Here is a 22684-nt window from a genome sequence, read left to right on the forward strand (position 1 = left end):
CCTTAAAAAAGAAAAATTATCAAAATTTAAATCACTTCGTTATAAAACTACGTATATGGCAAAGAATACCTTAATTTTATTTTTATTATTCTCCTCTATTGTTTCAAGTCAAAGCCATAGAATAAAAGCTATCGACAGTCTTTTTGTTAAATGGAATCAACCGAATTCGCCTGGTTTTTCTGTTGGAATTATTGAAGATTCTAAATACGTTTATGCTAAAGGTTTTGGTTTGGCAAATTTAGAGTATAACATTCCAAACTCCCCTTCTTCTGTTTTTAGAATTGCTTCGACCTCGAAGCAATTTACTGCTGCTTGTATTATTCTATTAATTGAACAAGGTAAACTAAATCTTAACAATACATTAAACGAGTATTTCCCGAATTTTCCAGAGTATTCTAAAAACATAGCTATTCGCCATTTATTGAACCACACTAGCGGTATTCGTGACTATTTAACATTAGCCTTTTTAAAAAATTATGAAAGTAATGATTATTATGATGATAATGATATTATGCAATGGCTTGTAAACCAGAATGAGCTTAACTTCAAACTTGGTAGTGAATATTTATACAGCAATTCTGGCTATTGGTTACTCGGACAGATTGTAAATAAAGTCACTGGAATCAATATGGCAGATTTTGCTGAAAAAGAAATTTTTGAACCATTAGGTATGGTAAACACGCACTTTCATAATGACCATAACCATATTGTAAAAAACAGAGCTGTAGGTTATATCCCAAAAGATGACAATGATTATTCTATTAGTACAACCACTTTAGACATGATTGGTGATGGTGGCGTTTTTACAACAATTAACGACATGAAAAAATGGGATGATGAGTTTTATAAAAGAACGTTTTTTAGTGACACATTTTGGAATCTTATGACCAATCAAGGAATTCTAAATAATGAAAACCAAATTGAATATGCATCTGGTTTATTTATTGGACAGTATAAAGGCTTAAAAACCATCTCTCATGGCGGCGCATTTGTAGGATATAGGGCTGAATATATCAAATTCCCTGAACAAAAAACCTCTATTATTCTATTAGCCAATCGTGGTGATATCTACCCAACAGGTATATGCTATCAAATTGCTGACATTCTTTTTAAAGATGATTTTGTAGAAAGTGAAAAAGATATCAATATAACTCAAAAAAAAGAAGAATTTATTACGATACCCATTAGCAAATTAGAACAATTTTCTGGACATTATTGGAATAATGCTGGCTCTTATTCGAGAAAAATCTACGTGAAAAATGACACATTACGCTATTCTAGGTCAAAAACCAATGAAAGTAGTTTACTGCCTGTTAACAAAAACACATTTAAAATGTTGAATATCAACGCCAATATTCTGATAAAATTTGAAAGAGATAGTAAAGATAATTTTAACATGGTGTTTAGTGTCAATGAAGGCAATCCATTTATATCTAAAAAATATACACCAAAAGACTATAAAGATAAAGAGTTACAAAAATTTGTAGGTGATTATTATAGTAAAGAGTTGGACATGTACTATAAATTGAAAGTTGAAAAAGGAACCTTGCAGTTATACATAAACGATAAAAAATTTCTTATGAAATCTATCATGGAAAATTTCTTTACTAATAATAGATTTGGAAATATTCAATTCATTTTAAACTCTGACACCAATACTATTAGAGGATTTAACCTTGCTAGAGGAAGAGTAAAAAACCTAATCTTTAATAAAGTTGAATAATTATTCTCGCATGATGAAAGTTTGCCAATATAGATTAGGTTTGTATTTATTATTTTTTGTAACCTATTCCTATTCTCAAAATACTACAAGCCTAAATGGCGAATGGATATTGGAGACAAAAGCAAGTGTGCTTTACTCCAAAATAAATAACAAACCTATATCACATACAAATTCAGGCTATTTAAGAGTCACATTTGCCAGACCTAATTTAGTAGATATTACTAATAATTATGCGGCTAATTTACATTTTCAAAAGTTTTCACGTACAGACAATATAATTACGCTTCAGTTTGGGAGGCAATTTTTAATCGAAAAATTAACTGCAAAAGAGCTTGTTTTGGTTGAACTTGAAAATAACCAAATAAATATAAAATCTGTTAGATATTGGTTCATTAAGGAGCAATTGTATTTAGATAAACTTCCTTTAAAAGCAAATGACAGCCTATTTATAAACGGTAATTTTGTGTATCGTGCTTCTAAAAAGTTGTATCCAAAATTTACTAATAAAAAATATCCAGATTTTCATATTTATATGGATACACATATTAAGAGTTGTTATGAGAATGGAGAGAATTTTTACCTCGTCACTTTTGTATTAAAGCCTAACGGGAAAATTAGTGATATTGAAATATTTCATCGAGTTAATAAAGAACAAGATAAAAAGATAAGAAGAGCCATTAAAAACTCTGAAGGAATGTGGAAGCTTCCTAAACTAAATAATAAAAAAGTACCCATTTTATATTTTATTGAAGATAGAGTAAATAAAAAGAAAACTCAAAAAAAACTATTAAATTTTGCACCTCACACTTTTAAGAAATACTCTGATACGTACTATAAAAATTTCCATAAAGCTGTATTAAACATAAAGCAAAAAAATTATGAAGAAGCTTTAAAATACATAGCAATCTGCGAAAATGTCAATCCTAATGAGCCTAACCTTATTTTTTATAACATAAGATGTTATGAAAAAATAGGAAATATGAAGAAATCTAATGAAAATAAAGAGATACTAAAGAACACTAAACTTAAGTACTTATTAAAATAAAATCAATCATCATTTATTACTAAAATGAAAAAATTAGCCGTAATTCTTATTATGTTAATCACCTATCAATCATACACTCAAACAAAAACCATTTTTGAATATGTATGCGATGGGAATATTAAAAAAGTTGATTCTCTATTAAAAACAATTGACATTAATACAAAGAGTAAAAATCAATCTAATTTATTGCATTTTGCTACGTATTGTAACCAAAAAGAAATATTTGATTTTCTAATCAATCAAGAGATTAGTATTAATGAAAAAAATAAGTTTGGTGATACACCACTGATGTATGCTGTATTGAGAAGGAATGTAAAAATGACGAAAACACTCATTGCCAAAGGTGCTAATGTAAACACTGTAAACAAAGACAACCTAACACCATTATACAATGCGGTACAATCTGATAATAAAGAATTAGTAAATATCCTTATAAAAGCAAAAGCAGATATCAATTTAGAAGCTACTTTGCTGCACAAGGCAGTACTTAACAATAGTTTAAACGTTTTAAAAATGATAATCAATAGTGATACAGATATTGATATTATAAATGAGTATGGAAATACACCTTTAGCACTTGCGATACGTGAAGGAAATCCAGAAGTAGCAGAGTTTTTAATAACGAAAGGTGCTGATCGAAAAAAAGTACCTAAATATAATCTTAAAGGAGAATATTTAGGGCAAACAAAACCTGACAGCATTCCCATATTATTTGCTAAAAGCTTTATTTCTACAGAAAATTTTGTACATAGTCCTACATTTTCTTCAGATGGAAAAGAACTATACTACACTGTAGAATCATGGAGGTATCATGGAGGTACCATATTTGTCACAAAACAAGAAAATGGAATTTGGACACAACCAAAACCTGTAGAAATTGATGGAGACTATAGAGAAATAGACCCCTTTCTGTCTCCAGACAACAACACTTTATACTATTGCACAGACAGACCTATAATTGCAAGTGATTCTACACGAACGAATTGTGATATGTGGATGGTGAAAAGACGTTCAAAAACATGGAGTAAACCAATACATCTTGGTATATCTGTAAATAATGCTGAACATCATGATTGGTTTCCAACGCTTTCTAATGATGGTACACTGTTTTATTCAACTGGACCAAATCGTTTGAGTAATATTGTTTTTTCAGAATATAAAAATGGAGTCTATCAAAAACCTGTAGACTTGGGTATTAAAGTTAATTCGGAAAGTAGAGATTATGACCCTACTATAGCTCCAGATAAAGACTTTATTATTTTTTCTTCTAATAGATCAGGAGGATTTGGCTCTGTAGATTTGTATATTAGTTTTAAAAATAAAGCAGGCAACTGGACAAAAGCCAAAAACATGGGTGAATTAATTAACACGAAGAGCATTGAATTCGCCCCTCGACTATCGCCAGATGGGAAGTATTTATTTTTTAATCGTGGAGCTAGCATTTATTGGGTATCGACAAAAGAAATTCAGAAATTAAAGTAATACACCAAATAATTCTAAATTACCATGCCAAACTCTTAATTCGTGAAAAAAAAGACTAACCATATATGGCTTATTGTAATATCAGCAGTTGTTATTACCCTATTAGCTAATGTAGGGTTGTTTAATCACTTTCATAAGCTTCATAATTTAAAAGATCCTACACCAATGGATCAAGAGCAATATTATTTTACTATTCGAATTGGTTTTCTAGGCGTGGCTACTGAATTATTAATGCTTGTAATTTTTACATTTTTTAATTATTCATGGAAAGATAAACTAGTAAAGAAAAATAATACGTGGTTAATTATTATAAGTAATCTACTCATATTAATAGCTTTTGTTGGTATGAAACTATTTATATTTAAATATATAACCAAAACACACCCAAATTTAGTATTCTCTTTAAATTACTTTAAAGACTATCTAATTAATCATTCGTTGGTATTAACCATTGCCATAGCAGCTCCTTATATGTTATTGCGTATGGAAAAGGCAAGGGAAATGGAAATGAATTTAGTTAAGATAAAAGAAGAGAAATCTATCGCCGAACTATCTGCACTAAAGGAACAAATTAGTCCACACTTTTTCTTTAATACTTTGAGTACTTTGAGTACTATTGTTAGAAATGATACCAAGAAAGCAAGTCTTGAATTTATAGATGATATCTCAAACACTTATCGCTATTCGTTGTCATCTACTAAAACAGATTTAGTAACCTTAAAAGAAGAGCTCAACTTCATAACATCGTACTCAGATTTGTTACAAAAACGTTTCGGTCAAAAATTAAAAATTGCTTTAAACATATCCGAAAAAATATATGACAGTCATATACCACCTATGTCAATCCAATTATTAATAGAAAATGCTATACAACATAATATAATTACTACCGAAAATCCTTTATACATAAAAGCATATAGTAATAATAGTTTCATATGTATTGAAAATAATTTACAGGAAAAACAAGAAATTGAAAGTTTTGGTATTGGTCTTATGAATTTGAACAATCGCTATAAACTAATAGCCAATAAAGAAATTTTTATTGAAAAAAAATCAAATCATTTTTTAGTAAAACTACCAATATTAATATGAATGTAGTAATTATTGAAGATGAAACCAGTGTTGCGCAAAACTTGAGTGATTTGTTACTTGAGATTAATCCTAAAATTAAGGTTCTGGTTGTGTTAGAAACAGTAAGAGGAAGCATACAATGGTTTCAACAAAATAAACCACCAGATATAGCATTTTTTGATATTAAAATAGCAGATGGTAGTTCTTTTGAAATACTTGAAAAAATGACACTTAGCTTTCCTATAATATTCACCACTGCTTTTGATGAATATGCTCTTAAAGCTTTTAAATATAATAGTATTGATTATTTGTTAAAACCCATTAATAAATCAGATTTAAAGAAAGCGATTCTAAAATACAAAAACCTTTATACTCATGATAAGACCATTTTAAAAGATAATGCAAGGCTAATAGAAATAATAAAGGAGATTAAAGAATCTACTAAAAACAACATTTATAAAAATTCTTTTTTGGTAAGTTACAGAAATCAATTAATCCCATTAAGCACCAATGATATCTCATATTTTTATTTAGAAAATCAAATTATTTATATCAGAACAAATGAGAATAAAACCTACAAAACTCATAGTACTTTAGAAACATTAGAAAAGCAATTAAATCCTTTTTTGTTTTTTAGAGTAAACAGACAATGCATTGTTTCAAAACGAGCTATTAAGTCTGTTAATGTCTATGAAAAGAGAAAGCTAAAACTTTTTTTATATCCAGAACACTCTTTTGAAATAGTCATTAGTAAACTTAAAGCAACTAACTTTAAAAAATGGATGAAAAATTTACAGTAGATATTAGAGTACAACTATGTTTATATAAATAAAACGGTGAATAGAACTTTTTACTGCGCTAATTTCACATAATATCGAAACTATCTAGAACTTTTTTTCTTAGTCGTACACTTATAGGTATTTCAAATTCTCTAATGATTATTTGATTCTCTATAATTTTATCTACTTTATATTTAGACACTACGTATGATTTATGTGTTTGTATAAAATTATCTTTTGGCAATTGTTCTTTAAAACTCTTTAAAGGCATATTTGTAATTATAGTCTCTTCTAGCGTTATTACTTTAATGTAATTTTGCATTGCTTCTACGAATAGAATATCATTTATATGTATCTTTTTAAGCTGTTTTTCACTTTTTAAAAACAAAACTTCATTTTCTGTACTATTGGGGTAATATTTATAGACTTTATTAAGTGCCTGTAAAAAACGTTCGAACGAAATGGGCTTTACTAAATAATCTAAAACGTTATATGCGAAACTTTCCAGTGCATAATCTTCGTATGCAGTTGTCATAATAATTGAAGGAGAATTTTTTAAATCTTTTAACCAATCAATACCTGAAACTATAGGCATATTGATATCTAAAAAAATTAAATCAATTTGATTTTTTTCTAAATAATGATTTGCTTGCAATACATTCTTACATAACGCAACTACATTTAAAGACGAAATCTCATTACAATAATCTTCGATGCCTCTTCTAGCAATGGGTTCATCATCAATAATTAAACAGTTAAATTGTTTCATTTTTAAACGTTATAAATTAATAGAAAGGTCAACAATATGTTTGGCCTTGTCCTTTTTTATCTTGAGTTGATGTTGGTCAGGATATAATAATGATAACCGTTTTTGCACATTGGTTAATCCTATTCCTCCTACTCTAGTATTATGTACTGAAGATTCATCATAATTATTTACAACGCTTAAGGAAAGTTTTCTTTCAATTTCTTCAATTTTTATTGTAATAGTATTCAAAGTACTATCTATATGATTACTACCATGTTTAAAGGCATTTTCAATAAAAGGGATTAATAATAAAGGTGCAATCTTTAATTGAGAGTTTTCTGATTTGATTTCATAATCTAAGCGAATATCTGGGCCTCTACGTGTCTCTTCGATTTTAATATATTTTAATACATAATCTAATTCTTTTTCTAATAAAATGTGGGAGCTAGTTTCATATAACTGATAGCGCAACAATCCTGAAAACTGTAGCAAAGTCTCTTTTGCTAAAACATCATCTTTACCAATTAAATGATAAACACTATTAATACCATTAAATAAAAAATGAGGATTTAACTGTGCTTTTAGATATTTCAGTTCTGTTTTATAGGTTTCTTCTATCAATTTTTGCTTTGTTTTTTCCGATTTTCGGTATTCAAATTTTACGATGTAGTAAAAACCAGCGGCAGTATATAAAATATGTACAATAAAATTAGTTGAAAAACTTCCTAACAACGGCTCGTTATCCACATTATAGGCGTGATATAGTATAAAGTCACAATATGTTTCGATTACCGTTATTATTATAATTACAAGAACAGTTACTAGATAAAAGTTTACTTTTTTGTTACGCTTATATATTCTTGTGAACAAAAAAGCTTGCGAATAAAACAAAACTGCATTAAAGAAAAGCCCATAGGCATATGCGTACGCTAAACTACCAGAGATATAGGTAAAACCATTCCAATTAAATTCTGATCCAAGAGCAACAAACCAATAATTTAGTAACCAGAATATTAGATGTCCCGTATATAGCGCTATTCTAGATGTATTCATTGCACATTTTTTAACAAAGAAAGACAAAATTAATTTGTTTAGTTACGTACTTCAACGTTAATCAATAAATATAGAACGTTAATCAAATATTTATTTTCCGATACTATATTTTCTGTTGTTTTGTTTCAAATATTGAATATGAGAAAATATATTTTCGCCATCCTGTGCATATCTGGTATTACACTTAAGGCACAAGAAAAAATATCTAATAAAAAAAAGAATAAGCTTGAATTTTCTACAGCTTATAATTTTGGAGTATTAAAAAATTTAGAGCTCGCTCCTGTAGCACGTTACGATTATAACGGTATAGTTTACAAATTGAGCTACGAGCGTAGAAATAAAAACCAAAATATATTTGAGATAGGTTTAGGTTTCTTAGGAAAAACAGCATTAAAAACAGACAGATTATCAAATTTTAATACAGAACTTTTAAAAGGAAGGGTAAATTTCTCGTATTTAAAACAACTGTATACAAAGAATTCTTTGTCAATACATTTAGGTTTACAATCGCAATCAAATATTTCCCGTTTTTTTAACCATGGTGACTATGTAGATATACATCAAGAATTTGGCATTACTAGTCGTTTTGGATATCGACTAAATGAAAAACAATATCTATCATCACAAATTTCTATTCCGTTTGTTTTGGGTAGAGTTACAAGTATTAATGCAGGCTTGTATTTCTTCAATCGCTATCAAAGCATTTTATGGAATTTAAAGTATGGGTATACCCTTTCAGATAACTTAGATATAAAAGCAACCTATGATTTTAGTTATAGTAGACTTCAAATACCTATTGCTTATAGAGAATTACAACATCAATTAAACCTTGGTATTATTTATAAATTTTAAAACTTATGAAACCTATAATTTATACTTTCTCATTCTTAATTGTTTTATTAATGAGTTCTTGCGCTGATACTCTAATAGGAGATGAAGGACAAATCGAAGAAGATATTTTTTTAAATTACCAGACGAAAACAGAATTAGAACTGCCATTTGAAAACGAATGGTATGTAGTTTGGGGAGGAAAATCAATAGTACAGAATCAACATTTTAAAAATCGTCATGAGAGATATGCTATAGACATTCTTCAAATAGTTAATGGAGCTTCTTTTACTGGGGATGGTACTCAAAACGAAGATTATTATTGTTTTGGCAAACGCTTAAATGCGCCTGGTGATGGAAAAGTAATAGCAATAGAAAATAATATTGAAGATAATATTCCTGGAGTTCTTAATAAAGCCGGAGGTAATTATATCATAATTGATCACTTAAACGGTGAAATTTCTGTAATGGCACACTTAAAAAAAGAGTCAATTATAGTTGCTGTTGGTGATGCTGTGGTTAAAGGTCAAGAAGTCGGAAAAGCTGGAAATAGTGGAAATTCTACTGAACCACATTTACATTATCATTTAACAACATCAGATAGTTCAAATGGTATTGGGCTTCCTCCTCAATTTATAAATTACTATGAAGATGATATATTTGTAGAACAAGGTGAACCAGTAAGAGGACAGAAGGTTAGAAAAAATTAAAGTATAGTTAGAAATCCCATTCTATACACTTTTTGCCTCCACTCCTCTGCCCTAGTTGTAAAAAGAGTATTCCATTACAGTTATCAACACTTTTATTTGAATAAAGTCTTTATGCCATTTTTTAGTTCGAAAATAAATTTCACTTCTTTAAGATCTAGTGGTTTATCAAAAATGGTAAGCTCATCCATAAAGCCAATATAGCCTAGACCTAACATGATCTTTCCTTTTTCTGCTTCCCATGTGAATGGATCATTAACATCTTTTATAGCACCTTTGAATGTACCATTTAAGTATAATTTGAATATAGATTTTGTTGTATTCACTTTTGAGAAAGTAATAGTAATGTGTGTCCATTTTCCTTTGCCAAAAGGAGGTTGTTTTACGGTAACAGTGCGTTGTTCCCACTTAGCATCATCATTTTTGTTTTCTGGGTTCCAAACGTCTAAATCTCCCAAAGCTCCAAATCTAAACTTTCTTGGATCATGATCCGTAAAATCTACCCATAATGCAGCATCATTGTATCTAACATCTGTAATACATATTGGGTCACAATAACCCGGTGCCAAATCATTGTCGGGGTCTAATTGTAACCAAAATGATATGGTACCACTCCATGATTTATTACTGTACCCCACATTTTTATATGCCTTATAAAAAACAGCGGAAGTTTTTGCCTTTTTAAAGTGAAGTGCATCACCTATAAGGCCTTTATTTTTAGCTAAAATAACATTAGGATCGTTTAAACCCAATTTAGCATTATCTGCTTTTTTATAATTTTCGGCTGTATACATCATTGCATCGCCAACAGATACATCTGCAGATAATTTTCCGTCAAAAGAACTGTAAAAAAGTATATGGTCTTTTAATTGTTTATTTTGTGAAAAAGAAATAGTAGTAATTAGTAAAAATAATACTCTAGATATAGATAAAAGCATTGTTGTTTTCATGATTTCTTGATTAAAGATTAATATACATAACATCTGCCATGTTGTTTTTGGATGTATTAAAATTATTCAGATCACCTTAGCAAATATCAAATCCACATTAATTATGTATACTCCATTCAATAGCTTTATGAGCATGAATTTTTCCTGTATCGAATATTGGAATAGCTATATCTAATTCTGAAATTAGAATAGGTAATTCTGTACAACCTAAAATAACACCTTGGGCACCTTGTTTTTGTAGTTCTTTTATAATCCCAATAATTTTTTGTTTTGAAGCCTTTGTAAATTGCCCATTAACTAATTCGTTATAAATTATATCATGGACAATTTGTCTATCGCTTGTATCAGGAATTAAAATTTCAAGTCCAAAATCATTAATCAATGTTTTGGTATAAAAATCTTTTTCCATAGTGAATTTTGTACCCAATAACGCTACTTTTTTTATACCTAACTTTTTGATAGATTCACCAGTGGTTCTGGCAATATGTATAAACGGAATACTTACATTTTCAGAAATATAATGACTTACTATATGTATAGTGTTTGTGCCAAGTAAAATAATATCTGCCCCTGCCCTTTCTAACTGCTGTGCTGCTTGTTTCATAAGTTCTCCTATAGCATCCCAATCGCCCTTAAAAGTCAATCGTTCTATATCTGCAAAATCTACCGAAACCATAATGCATTTTGCAGAATGAGAACCCCCTAATATATCTTTTACTTTGGTATTTAAAAACTCATAATACAGTTTTGATGATTCCCAACTCATTCCTCCTATTAACCCTATTGTTTTCATATTCTTAGTATTAGCTTCAACAAAGCTATGATGAATAGTTAGAGGTAAACAGTTTTGAAATTGAGATAAATAAAATTATAACTGAAATAATTTCAACTACAACCTATACATAAGTAACTTATCTTTACAATTTATGGAACTCAAATATTTCAGATTAATAAAAACAATCGCTGAAGAAGGCAGTATTGCTAATTCTACCGAACGACTTTTTTTAACGCAGTCTGCTTTAAGTCATCAATTACGTGAGTTAGAAGAACGATTGGGTTTTAAAGTCTTTCAGAGAACAAGAAATAAATGGGAGTTAACTCAAGAAGGTTCAGAACTATATAAATTGGCTAATAAACTTTTTGATGCGATAGATGAAAGCCTTAGTACTATTCAGCATATAAAAGAAGGCTCAAAAGGTACCATTAAGTTAAGTGCAGAATGCCAATCGTTTTTTCATACTATTCCTGCGTTTATACAAAAAATGGGAATTCTATATCCAGAAATTGATATAGATATAACTCTAGGTGCAACACATCAAACCATATCACAACTATTATCTAATGATATAGATATTGCCATTGTAACATCTAAACCTGCTTCTGAAGAATTGGAAAGTATAAAAGTGTTTGAAGATGAGATTTTTGCTGTTATACATGAAGAAAATCATCTTAATGGTTTAGATTATTTGGAAGCAAGTGATTTTTCAGACATACACTTGTTAATCAACTCTTTCCCGCTAGAAGGTGTAGCTGTCTATGAGCAATTTCTAAAACCAAATGGAATACATCCTATTAAGGTTTCTGCAATTCCGTTTACAGAAATTACATTATCAATGATACATGCTAATATGGGAATCATGTGCGCTCCAAAATGGCAATTGACTCCTTTTAAATTGTCGAAAGAGTTGATGTTTAAACGCATTGGAAAAAATGGTTTAAAACGAAAACATTACTTAGTTGTAAAAATGAAACATCGAAATAAAAAGTATATACACGATTTTATCTCTAGTTTTGAGGAAGATTTTTTAGACGTATAATCTATTTCACATATATTTTCCCTAAACCAATCAAGATAAAACTCCCTAGTTTCCACCCAACCCACAATTCATCCTTAAAAAAACACAATTCGGTAACATCATTTTTATAGATAGCAATGTGCTTGCGATATTTGAACAATCAATAAGCAAAACCATCTATGATTCAAGTACAAAACCTTTCCAAATCATTTCAAAACATACAGGCGGTAAACGATATTAGTTTTACTATTAAAAAAGGAGAAATCTTCGGGTTTTTAGGTCCCAATGGAGCTGGAAAATCTACCACACTCAATATGATGAGTACTATTTTAAAAAGCGATGCAGGAACTATTCATATTGATGGTAAAAATAGTACTAAAAACACTTCAGTATGTAAGCATCTTATCGGTGTTGTACCGCAGGAAATATCCTTATACGAAGACCTTTCTGCCTATAAAAACTTATTGTTCTGGGGAAATCTATATGGAATTCCGTCCAAAATATTGAAAGAAAGAATCCATGCCACCCTGAAGTTGATTGGATTATTAGACAGAAAGAAAGATTTGATCAAAACCTATTCGGGGGGAATGAAACGCAGAATCAATATTGCTGCGGCATTGTTACATCATCCAAAAGTATTATTTATGGACGAGCCAACTGTGGGAATAGATCCGCAAAGTAGAAACCACATTTTTGAAGTCATCGAAACCTTAAACAAACAAGGAATGACCATTGTCTATACCACACATTATATGGAAGAAGTAGAGCGTTTGTGTGATCGTATTGCAATTATAGATTCAGGAAAAATCATCGCACAAGGAACACAATCTGAGTTGAAAGAATTGGTACATACAAAAGAAAGTATTCAGTTCGAATTTGATTTCCTTTCCGAAAGCAATGTAAATCAACTCAAAAAATTACTTTCCCATACATTGACACAAAATAAAAACAAGTTGTTGGTAGAGTGTACCGTGAAAGAACTTTCTAAAGTAATTACAGCGTGTAATGAATTGCAATTACCTATCAAAGACATACAATTGAACAAAGTAAACTTGGAAGCGATCTTTTTAAGCCTCACAGGAAAACAACTAAGAGATTAATTTCATATCCATCAATTACAAAATCAACCATCATGTTTATTACTATATTAAAAAAAGACTTAAGATTATATTTCACAGACAAAAAAGGAGTCCTGATTACTTTTCTATTACCTATTATTATGATTACACTATTTGCCTTTGCATTTGGAGGTGTTGCAAAAAAGAAAAGTGCTCCAAAACCTTTAGGGGTTTTGGTCGTGGATAAAGATGCTACAACAACTTCTCAAGAACTAATTACAAAATTGAATAGCATGCAAACCATTCGTTTGATCGCTTCTGAAGAAGAGAAAGCCTTAGACCTTGTTAGAAAAGGGAAAAATGTAGCCGTCCTAATTTTTGAAAAAGGATTTTCGGATGCTGTTAAAACCGATACAGACTTGCCTATCGAACTAAAATACGATGCTGCAAGAGATTTACAGATGCGAATTGTACATACCGTTTTAAAAGAAGGATTCAAATATCATTTAGGAAAAGTAGATGTGATTAATACTATAAAACTAAAAACAACTTCGCTAATCAAAGAGAGTTCTACCAAAGCACACCCTGGTTTGGTACAAGCTGTAGGAGGAACAGCAATTATGATGTTGTTATTTAGTATAGCCGCTATTGGCGGTGGATTGTTAGATGAAAAAGAGGCCGGTACTTTAAAACGTTTGCTAATTGCTCCTGTAAAACCATTAGATATTTTATTAGCAAAAATGGGAACAGCAATGGTGGTTTCTATTTTACAATTAACCACCATGTTTGTCTTTGCCTGGTTGGCATTTGGGTTACCTATTTTTATGGATCTATTCTCATTAATCGTATTGATTTTATGTATCTCGTTTGCAGTTTCTAGTTTTGGAGTTTTCTTAGTATCTACGGTAAAAACACGTCAACAATTACAAGGAATGAGCACCATTATTATCATTCTGATGTCAGCAATTGGAGGAAGTATGATTCCGATTAGTATGATGCCAGCCTTCATGCAAAACATTGCAGTAATTAGTGTAAATTATTGGGGAATTGAAGGTTTCTTTGATATTTTCTGGAGACAATTACCTTTGATAGCCATTCTTCCTAAAATGGGAATTCTATTAGCCATTGGCTTGGGAATGACTTTGATTTCTACAGTACTATTTAAGAAGAATATTATTGCCATAGAGTAAGCTTTGCTCCAATTCTTCAGCAATAAAATTTTTGATAGCTGTAACCCCAATTTGTTTTATGGTTTAGGTCTTAGTGTCTCAATAATCTGTGCATCTACCCAGAATATGTCTACGTTTTCATATTTGTCGGAGCCCATATTCCTATTAAAGAAAAGATATTTACCGTCTGGTGTAACACTTGCAGCTGCTTCCCAGGCACTGGTGTTTATCTTATCCCCGAGGTTGATAGCCTCACTCCAGGAACCATCTTGTTGTTTAAAACTAATGTAGATATCCGAATCTCCATATCCGTTTTCTCTTTCACCATCCCAGATTAAATAGGATTCATCTGGTGCAATAAATGGGTGTGCGTTCATCTTTCCGGTGTTAATCTTTTTACCAAATGCTTTAGGTTCTTCATGCCTCCCATTTATTAATCGAGAATACCGAATCACACCGTCTCCATCTGGCATGCCCACTTCATCAAAAACATAGGTTCCTTTTGATGAAGTCGTAAGGCGCATGATCTCTATTTTTTGAAATGAGGAGTCTAGTTTTTTTATCCCTGACCACTCCCCCGTCTCGGTTCGCTCCTTATATCGTCTGCCTAAATGCATGGTCTTACCATCGGGTGAGATAAATGGCTGCCCTACTCTCGCAGATATCACTGACTCCTGCCACCTATTATTTTTATATTGAAAAACAACAAATTCATGTTTTTTATTTTCCTTTACTTCTCTGATAAAATAAAACTCTTTCTGGTCGGGTGTAAAGACTCCTCCGTATTCCCAACCCTCAGTCACGATCATACCTGGAGCAAAACGTTCAGGTATTAAACCAGGTGGCTTTTGCCCCAGATAGGGACTTTCTATAATTGGTGAAGTAGTAGTTGTTGCGTGCTGTTTTTTAGTAGTGCAAGCATTAAAAACTAGTACCAATATAAGAAGCAAAATAAAATGTACTTTTTTCATTGTTCAACTTTTTTTATTCTTGGTAATTTATTGTACAGATCATGATTTGGGCCTGAGTTTCTCGATAATCTTAGCATCTACCCAGAATGTATCTACATCATCGTATTTATCAGTTGGTTTTGTTTTACCTACATTTCTATTGAAGAAAAGATATTTCCCGTCCGGCGACACAAATGCACCCGCTTCCGAAGACTCTGTGTTTATCTTATCGCCCAAGTTAATAGCCTCCCCCCATGAACCATCTCGCTGTTGAAAACTGATATAGATATCAGCATTACCATATCCACTATCTCTTCTACCATCCCAAAGAATATAGGATTCATCGGGAGCAATGAAAGGGTGGGCATTCGATCCTCCGGTGTTTATCTCCTTACCAAACTGTTTAGGTTCTTCACGTTCTCCCTCAATTAATCTTGAATAACGAAGAATACCTTCTCCCATTGAATCAAAAACATAGGTACCTTTAGCAGAAGCCGTAAGGAGCATGATTGGGAAGTCTTTAAATGGAACACCAAGGCTTTTTATCTTGGACCAATCGCCAGTTTCCGTACGCTCTTTATATCTTGTACCCAAGTGCATGATCTTACCATCGGGCGATATAAAGGGTTCTCCCACTCTGGGTGATATAACCGACTCCTGCCACTTATTATTCTTATTTTGAATAACAACAAATTTCATTTTTTTATCCTCCTCTGTTTCTCCAACTTCTCTGATGAAATAAAATTCTTTTAGGTCGGGTGTGAAGGCACCACTCCATTGCCATTCCTCTGTCGTAACAACACCAGGAGCAAAAGGTTCAGGAATTAAGCCTGGTGATTTTTGACCTAGATAGGGACTTTCTAAAACTGAGGAGTGATCTTTAACAAACGCAGGTAAGATGATTTTTGAAACCTGAGTCATTATAGTATCTTCTCTATCATGACCAGTAATCACAACAACTAAGTCAAGTTCATCAACGGTGATAATATATTGTCCACCACCACCCCAAGCGAAAGTGGTATCATAGCTTTTATCACCGACTGTTATATTCGTTTGATAGAAAAAATAACCATAATTAAAGTTGTCGGGTTGCCAATCTTCAGTAGGTTTAGTAATATTACTGGTGGCTTTAGCTAAAAATTCTGCTGAAATCAATTGTTCGCCATTCCATTTACCTTTATTGATGGCCAAAGTTCCCCACTTGACCATATCTCTCGATGTCATGCTCACTCGCCAACCAGCTTCTGGCAGGCCACTAACGCCAGTTCGCCAGCGATAATTTGTGATCCCCATTTTATCGAGAAGTTCATTTTTGATGAAATCCTGGGCGGTGCCTGGGACGACGGCCTCAATGACTTGCATCACCAAACTTGGATTGAAGTTGCCATATGAATAGTTCTGAGACGCTGAGGTAATAGGTGCACTATGCTCAAGAAGGGTTTGAACTAGGCCTTGGCCTTTTAACTTGCTTGGATTTTTCTCGAACTCTTTTCTCTGTTCTTCACTAATGCGAAGCCCCCCGCGCATGGTTAATACCTTATGGAGCGTGATTTTTTCTACGCCATCAGCAAATTTTGTTGGATCCAGATCTTTTAAAAAACTAACCAGGGGTTTATCGAGATCGGCCATTGTAAGATAGCCCAACTGGATAGCACGGCCCAGTATGAAGCTGGTGTAGGCTTTAGCGGCTGACGCTTGGTCACTGGCCAGATTAACTCGACCGCGCCGGTAGTAAGATTCAAACAAGAGCATACCTTTATGGGTGATAAGCATGCTGTCATAGAGACCGTGCATACTGTCTGCGATCTCCTCGGCTAGCTTGACAATCATGTCTTTATTGCCACCATTAGCGCCCAATTCACCTATTGCTAGACCGTCCTTTTTATCTGTTGGCGTTGTATCGATAAAGGCTTCTTTGAGATATGGTAAATCCCAGAACGATATTTTGGCTTCGGCAGCTGTAGCCTCTGGTGCGAGGCTATCACTTTGTTGGGCAAAGCTAATACTTGTTATTAAAAGTATAATTAAACAGAGAAATCGCGTCATGTTTTTCATTGTTTTATCTTTTGAATTCTAAATCGTTTAATCTTACAAAACCACTGTTATTTTTGTGTTTTTAACCAAACTGCTCCAAAAGCATTATTTATAAATTTTTCTACTGAGGAACCATCGTTGTTCATCATATAGACATGTTTTTCTCCATTCTCATCTGAGGATTGGAAAATTATTTTAGAACCATCAGGAGACCAGGAAGGATTCCAATCATCAACATCATTATTTGTTAATCGTTTTTGATTGGAGCCATCTATATTCATTACATAAATTTCATGATTTCCATCTCTATTAGACATAAAAACTATTTGTTTACCATCTGCAGAAACTTCAGGATGTAAATCTTTAGCTTTATTATTGGTTAACTTAGTTATGTTGCTGCCATCAACATTGGCTATGCAAATTTCTTCACTATTGGAATGAAAGATGGAATGAAAGACGAGTTTCCCTTCTTGAGTAAAATATGGTCCTCCACCATTCAGTGGTTTTATTTGAGCCTGGTCACTACCATTTGAATTCATAATCCAAAGTTCTGCCCTCCAAACTTCTTCCGAATCTTGATAATCTCTTGCAAAAACAATTTTTTTTCCATCAGGAGACCACGTAGGTGAATTATCCCATTTGTTTTTTGCATGCGTTAATCGTTTCATGTTGGTACCATCGCTATTCATGGTATGAATAGACCATGTGTTTCCTCCATCATAATAACCATAAGAAGTGATCCGTTTTCCATCAGGAGACCAAGCTATATAACCATCTCTCCCAGGGCGATTTGTGATTCTAGTTTTTGATTCAGCTCTACTATCGGTCAGGTAAATTTCTGAATCACCTGTTTCTTTTGATGCATAAGCAATCGTATAAGATATGGATTTCGAATTTTTATTGTTCTGACTATAACCAACCAAAAAAGAAAGGAAAGGTAAAAAGATTGCGATAGTTTTTATGTATTTCATATTCTTACTTTTTAATACTATTTGGGTTATACTATTAAACAAACCTATCAAATAGAATCCCTGAAAAACTGTAAAGCAGACGAATGATATCTTCTAACAGATACATACCTATCATCAACAGAAAATATTCTTAATCCGCAGGAAATGAGATTTGGGCAGTAGGTTATTAAGATTCGTCTTTATTACTGTAGTGCTCAACTCATATTTTATATATTTATGCTCTATGGTTAAAAGAAAGAACTTAATTGATTGGATTCTTCAGAATAGAGTTGTTTCACACCTCATATTTTGGTTTTTATTGTTTATAAGTTTACCCATATTGGCTGCATTAAATGATGGAAGCGTTGAAAAGACTGTAAACTCTAGTTTGAGTTTTTTACCTGCCCAATTATTAGCAAGTTATTTTTTAGTCTATTATCAGGTACCCAAACTTCTATTTAAAAAGAAGTATCTTAAGTTTGGATTCTCTTTTTTGATATCTGCATATGTGTTTTTAGTTATTTCAAAGCTTTCAAATATGTACTTGACTAAATTTTTTATTCCTAAATATTACGAGGAAGAAAGCTTCATAGAAATATTAGCAGACCCATTTCACTTGGCTGTCGTTCATTTTCCATCGGTCTATGTATTCGTTTTTTTAATGCTAATGACTAAGATAGTTAAGGACCGTTTTGAAGAACGTCATCAACTGGAAGTTTTACAAAAAGAAAAAGCGAATACTGAGCTTAAGTTTTTAAAAGCGCAAACAAATCCGCATTTTTTGTTCAATACGTTAAATAATTTGTATTCATTAACATTAGATCGATCTGAAAAAGCATCTGAAGTTGTTTTAAAACTGTCAGACATGCTAGATTATATGCTGTACCAGTGTAAAGATGCCGAAGTTCTTTTAAAAAAAGAAATTGCGTTGATACAGGATTATATAGATTTGGAATCCCTACGTTACGGTAATAAGTTAACATTGAACTTTACATACCACCTTCATGACCCTAACGTAATGATAGCCCCCTTGATCCTGATCTCATTTGTCGAAAACGCTTTTAAACATGGTGCTAGTAATAATCTCAATGATTCGGTAATTCGAATTGAATTAACGACAAACCAAGATCAACTTTGTTTTAAAGTTTTTAATACCCTACCCGATAGCAAACAAGACATTAATGAAAATGAATCCCGTTCTGGAATTGGATTTTCTAATTCGCAAAGACAATTAGAACTGAACTATAAAAATAACTATGACCTGAAAAGCATCAAAACAGATAATGATTTTCAGGTTGTATTAAGCATTAATTTACAATAATATGGAAATAAAATGTATGGTCGTAGATGATGAGCCACTAGCCATTAAGGTACTTGAAAAGCATATCATGAAAGTACCGGACCTTGAACTTGTATCAACATTTGATAACCCTATCCATGCGGGAGATTTTCTTCAAAAGAATACCATTGACCTTTTGTTTTTAGATATCCAAATGCCTGTAGTTACCGGTATTGATTTTATAAAAAACACAAACATACAACCCAAAGTTATACTAACTACAGCCTACAGAGAATACGCTTTAGAAGGATATGAACTGGATATCATTGATTATTTGTTAAAACCTATATCTTTTATTCGGTTTTATAAATCTATCAATAAATACAAAGCATTGAGTGCAGGGATCCAATACGTTTCTGATGAATCACCCGAAGCTAAGAAAACATTGGATCACATCTTTGTGAATGCTAACAAAAGAATGATTCGGGTCGAATTTAGCAACATTTTGTTTATCGACAGCATTAAAGATTATGTAAGAATACATACTGCAGATGATACCATCATTACCAAAGATAAGATCAGTGTCTTTTTACAAAAATTACCTTCTAATTTTTTGAGAGTGCATCGTTCCTATATCATTAATACAGAAAAAATTGCTTCTTTTACCTCAAAAGATATTGTCCTACTTAATGGTATGGAAATTCCGATCGGTGCCTCCTATAAAGAAATTATTAAGTTAATTAAAAATTGATAGCGCTCGACTATTAATTGCCACGCTCCTATCCTTTTGACAGTACTTCAATATTTCGATAGACTGAGTGTAAACAAACTTAGGGTGGTAACTTAGGAATCATATCTTTTTATATCATAGACATAGTATTCATTGCACAATGCGCTATGATCACAGGCCATAAATTTCTATTGAGTTTCACATAAGCGATCCCCATAATAATTCCGATTAGTGCTACTGATATAGAACGTTCAGAAATATCATACGAGTGTCTAAAACCCCAAATACAAGCTTGTATTATAATAGCAATTGCGGTCCTAAATTTTAAATTTGAAAACATACCCTCTATCCAGGTAATTAAGAAGCCTCGTTCTAGCAGTTCTTCAAATGCAGATTGTAGCCATACAAAAAGAATAACAGAAAAAAAATAGCCGTAATCTCCATTACTAAGAGAATACCCTGTATTGGTTCCTTTTACCGCTTCACTACTTTCTTTGACAACCAAAAATGAATCTTGTATTAGGTTAAAAACAAGAAGTGTAGCGATTATAGTAATAAATATTATTCCTGCATTTAAAAATGTTTTAGTAATGTTTTTAGGCCTTATAAGTCCTAAAGATTTCCATGTAACTCCTCTCCTTCTCATTTGCCAAGTAGCTACTAATAAAGTAGTACCTGAATATAAAAAACCTGTAACTAAATAGTGTGTATTAGGAATAAAGGTCTCTCTAATCAAAAACATGATTGTTATGTAAATAATTAGATCAAAGAGAAAACTAAGTTGGTTGTTTTCTTTTATATTATTTTTCATGCTTTTAATTCTATTGTAACTTTTCTTTAAATCGATTTAGATTAGCCGTAAAAGAATTTAGCAGCCTATGAGATTGCTTTTTAGCTACTTCTACCGCTTTTTCGTAGTTTTTTAAAGCTAAATCGAATTGTTCATTATTCTCGTAAGCTTCACCTAAACTATCATACATATTTGCTTCATCTGGAAATAAATGCACATTTAGCTTAAATAATTTTATAGCAAATTCAGTATTTTTCTCTCTCATAAACTCATAAGCAATAAGATTTAAACGTTGTGGATGATTAAGAGAATAGTTGTGTATTTTCACAAAGCTCTCAATATCTTTTAAGTCATTGAAATTGTTGATTTTAGCTTTGTTACTGTAAATAAAAAAGCGTAATCTCTCTTTTGGCAATTGGTATTTTTTATTATATAAGATATCCTCTATATAGTATACAATGTTTCTAGATATCATATCGTAGTTAGATAAAGCAATTATGGTGTATTTGTCATCTAAATATCTTGAAAAATATGACGAAAACCCTGGTAATCCTCCACCATGACCTACTACTCTATTATTATTTTTATTTTCTACCTGAAATGCCAAACCGTAAGTTATTTTTGGTATAACATTGGTAAATAATTTCTTTTTAGAATTTTCATTAATTAGAAGTGAAGTGTATAATGCTTGGTCAAATTTCAACATATCTTTAACTGTAGATAATATTCCTCCATCAGATTGTGGTGAACTATTTGTATATATCGTATTTGTATACTTACCAGATATTGACTTTAAATAACCTAATGCTCTATTTTCGACAACATCATCCCAAAATCTCATTTGCGTATTGTTCATTTTAGCGGGAATAAAGATATTCTGAGTAATAAATTCTGAATAAGACTGTCCCGAAATTTTTTCAATAATTGCACCTAACACAACCATTCCAGAATTAGAATATGCAAATTTTTTCCCTGGAATATCAAACTCTAATTTTTGTTCATAAATAAAAGGTATTATATCATTGATTACGTAACGTTTCCCTCTATTTGCTCTATACACTTTGTGCCGCATGTAATTGCTTAAACCTGAAGTATGAGACAGTAAATGATGAATAGTTATTTTATTGCCAAATGGAAAATCTTTCAGGTATTTTACAACCGGATCATTTATTTTTAATTTCCCTTGTTCTTCTAATTGCATAATGGAAACGCCAGTAAACATTTTTCCCATTGAAGCAATATTAAACTTTGTATCTATATTGTTTTTTATTTGATAACTTTTATTTGCATCGCCAAAAGCTTTTTGATATAAAATTTTGCCTTCTTTTGCCAGTAAAACAGTTCCTGAAAATTGATCAAGCTCAACGTGCTTTTGCATCATTTCCTCTATCTTGTCGTTTATTGTTTGTGCCTGTAAACCTGACACAAAACAAATTATTAAAAATGTAATTACTTTAATCATTGATATATAGTTTAATATGAATACATCAAAATTGATTAAATGTGAGAACTTATTAAAATGAAATAGATAGTTACGATACA

The 22684-nt window shown here is 31.5% G+C and carries 21 protein-coding genes; 12 read left to right on the forward strand and 9 right to left on the reverse strand.

All coding sequences use genetic code 11. The annotated features are described in order from the left end of the window. The first annotated feature begins 55 nt into the window (after window positions 1–55). Genes DK441_RS24930 through DK441_RS24950 form a run of 5 tightly spaced genes read left to right on the forward strand, consistent with a single transcriptional unit; the run spans window position 56 to window position 6121 of the window. Window positions 56–1723, forward strand: coding sequence for a serine hydrolase (locus tag DK441_RS24930; RefSeq protein WP_109853259.1), 1668 nt, complete (start codon window positions 56–58; stop codon window positions 1721–1723). A gap of 10 nt (window positions 1724–1733) precedes the next feature. Beyond that, window positions 1734–2768 carry a hypothetical protein gene (locus DK441_RS24935; RefSeq protein ID WP_160112275.1) on the forward strand — a complete coding sequence of 345 codons (1035 nt, stop codon included), beginning with the start codon at window positions 1734–1736 and terminating at the stop codon, window positions 2766–2768. Window positions 2769–2792: 24 nt separating this feature from the next. Then, window positions 2793–4250: an ankyrin repeat domain-containing protein gene (locus DK441_RS24940; RefSeq protein ID WP_109853261.1), complete on the forward strand. Its 1458-nt coding sequence runs from the start codon at window positions 2793–2795 to the stop codon at window positions 4248–4250. Window positions 4251–4292: 42 nt separating this feature from the next. Continuing rightward, window positions 4293–5342, forward strand: a complete 1050-nt coding sequence (locus DK441_RS24945) for a sensor histidine kinase (protein ID WP_109853262.1) — start codon at window positions 4293–4295, stop codon at window positions 5340–5342. Beyond that, complete coding sequence (locus DK441_RS24950; protein WP_109853263.1) at window positions 5339–6121, forward strand: LytTR family DNA-binding domain-containing protein; 783 nt, start codon at window positions 5339–5341, stop codon at window positions 6119–6121. The genes DK441_RS24945 and DK441_RS24950 overlap by 4 nt, the downstream gene beginning before the upstream one ends. A 64-nt stretch (window positions 6122–6185) precedes the next feature. Here DK441_RS24950 and DK441_RS24955 read toward each other — a convergent pair whose 3' ends face one another. Both DK441_RS24955 and DK441_RS24960 read right to left on the reverse strand, forming a co-directional pair. Beyond that, a complete protein-coding gene (locus tag DK441_RS24955; protein WP_109853264.1) occupies window positions 6186–6869 on the reverse strand; it encodes a LytTR family DNA-binding domain-containing protein in 684 nt (227 codons plus the stop codon). 9 nt (window positions 6870–6878) lie between these two features. Further along, entirely contained in the window at window positions 6879–7901 is a 1023-nt protein-coding gene (locus DK441_RS24960) for a sensor histidine kinase (RefSeq protein WP_109853265.1), read from the reverse strand. A gap of 138 nt (window positions 7902–8039) precedes the next feature. Here DK441_RS24960 and DK441_RS24965 point away from each other — a divergent pair, with 138 nt between their 5' ends. Together DK441_RS24965 and DK441_RS24970 are read left to right on the forward strand one after the other, a co-directional pair. Continuing rightward, window positions 8040–8753, forward strand: a complete 714-nt coding sequence (locus tag DK441_RS24965) for a hypothetical protein (protein ID WP_109853266.1) — start codon at window positions 8040–8042, stop codon at window positions 8751–8753. A gap of 5 nt (window positions 8754–8758) precedes the next feature. Then, on the forward strand, window positions 8759–9439 hold the full coding sequence (locus tag DK441_RS24970; protein ID WP_109853267.1) for a M23 family metallopeptidase: 681 nt from the start codon (window positions 8759–8761) through the stop codon (window positions 9437–9439). A 92-nt stretch (window positions 9440–9531) separates the two neighbouring features. Here the strand turns inward: DK441_RS24970 and DK441_RS24975 are convergent, their stop codons facing one another. Beyond that, the gene (locus DK441_RS24975) at window positions 9532–10386 is read right to left on the reverse strand and encodes a LamG-like jellyroll fold domain-containing protein (RefSeq protein ID WP_160112276.1); all 855 of its coding nucleotides are present in this window, start codon (window positions 10384–10386) and stop codon (window positions 9532–9534) included. A 97-nt stretch (window positions 10387–10483) separates the two neighbouring features. Further along, window positions 10484–11179: an aspartate/glutamate racemase family protein gene (locus DK441_RS24980; protein ID WP_109853269.1), complete on the reverse strand. Its 696-nt coding sequence runs from the start codon at window positions 11177–11179 to the stop codon at window positions 10484–10486. Between the two features lie 133 nt (window positions 11180–11312). On the opposite strand from DK441_RS24980, the gene DK441_RS24985 reads away from it, so the two are divergent. The 3 genes from DK441_RS24985 to DK441_RS24995 all read left to right on the forward strand — a co-directional run bounded on the left by DK441_RS24985 (window position 11313) and on the right by DK441_RS24995 (window position 14430). Beyond that, the gene (locus tag DK441_RS24985) at window positions 11313–12203 is read left to right on the forward strand and encodes a LysR family transcriptional regulator (RefSeq protein ID WP_109853270.1); all 891 of its coding nucleotides are present in this window, start codon (window positions 11313–11315) and stop codon (window positions 12201–12203) included. Window positions 12204–12361: 158 nt separating this feature from the next. After that, window positions 12362–13282 carry an ABC transporter ATP-binding protein gene (locus DK441_RS24990; RefSeq protein WP_109853271.1) on the forward strand — a complete coding sequence of 307 codons (921 nt, stop codon included), beginning with the start codon at window positions 12362–12364 and terminating at the stop codon, window positions 13280–13282. Between the two features lie 32 nt (window positions 13283–13314). Further along, the gene (locus DK441_RS24995; RefSeq protein WP_109853272.1) at window positions 13315–14430 is read left to right on the forward strand and encodes an ABC transporter permease; all 1116 of its coding nucleotides are present in this window, start codon (window positions 13315–13317) and stop codon (window positions 14428–14430) included. A gap of 56 nt (window positions 14431–14486) precedes the next feature. Here the strand turns inward: DK441_RS24995 and DK441_RS25000 are convergent, their stop codons facing one another. The 3 genes from DK441_RS25000 to DK441_RS25010 are packed head-to-tail and all read right to left on the reverse strand — an operon-like array spanning window position 14487 to window position 18364. Next, window positions 14487–15380, reverse strand: a complete 894-nt coding sequence (locus DK441_RS25000; protein ID WP_109853273.1) for a PD40 domain-containing protein — start codon at window positions 15378–15380, stop codon at window positions 14487–14489. A gap of 39 nt (window positions 15381–15419) precedes the next feature. Then, on the reverse strand, window positions 15420–17414 hold the full coding sequence (locus tag DK441_RS25005; RefSeq protein WP_200822886.1) for a serine hydrolase: 1995 nt from the start codon (window positions 17412–17414) through the stop codon (window positions 15420–15422). A gap of 47 nt (window positions 17415–17461) precedes the next feature. Beyond that, window positions 17462–18364: a DUF5050 domain-containing protein gene (locus tag DK441_RS25010; RefSeq protein WP_109853274.1), complete on the reverse strand. Its 903-nt coding sequence runs from the start codon at window positions 18362–18364 to the stop codon at window positions 17462–17464. A 223-nt stretch (window positions 18365–18587) separates the two neighbouring features. Here DK441_RS25010 and DK441_RS25015 point away from each other — a divergent pair, with 223 nt between their 5' ends. Beyond that, on the forward strand, window positions 18588–19664 hold the full coding sequence (locus DK441_RS25015) for a sensor histidine kinase (RefSeq protein ID WP_109853275.1): 1077 nt from the start codon (window positions 18588–18590) through the stop codon (window positions 19662–19664). Window position 19665: 1 nt separating this feature from the next. Then, on the forward strand, window positions 19666–20373 hold the full coding sequence (locus DK441_RS25020) for a LytTR family DNA-binding domain-containing protein (protein WP_109853276.1): 708 nt from the start codon (window positions 19666–19668) through the stop codon (window positions 20371–20373). Between the two features lie 109 nt (window positions 20374–20482). Here the strand turns inward: DK441_RS25020 and DK441_RS25025 are convergent, their stop codons facing one another. Further along, entirely contained in the window at window positions 20483–21163 is a 681-nt protein-coding gene (locus DK441_RS25025; RefSeq protein ID WP_109853277.1) for a CPBP family intramembrane glutamic endopeptidase, read from the reverse strand. A gap of 10 nt (window positions 21164–21173) precedes the next feature. After that, complete coding sequence (locus DK441_RS25030; RefSeq protein WP_109853278.1) at window positions 21174–22604, reverse strand: serine hydrolase; 1431 nt, start codon at window positions 22602–22604, stop codon at window positions 21174–21176. Window positions 22605–22684 lie beyond the last annotated feature (80 nt).

It is taken from the genome of Aquimarina sp. AU58 (assembly GCF_900312745.1).
Classification (GTDB): domain Bacteria; phylum Bacteroidota; class Bacteroidia; order Flavobacteriales; family Flavobacteriaceae; genus Aquimarina; species Aquimarina spinulae.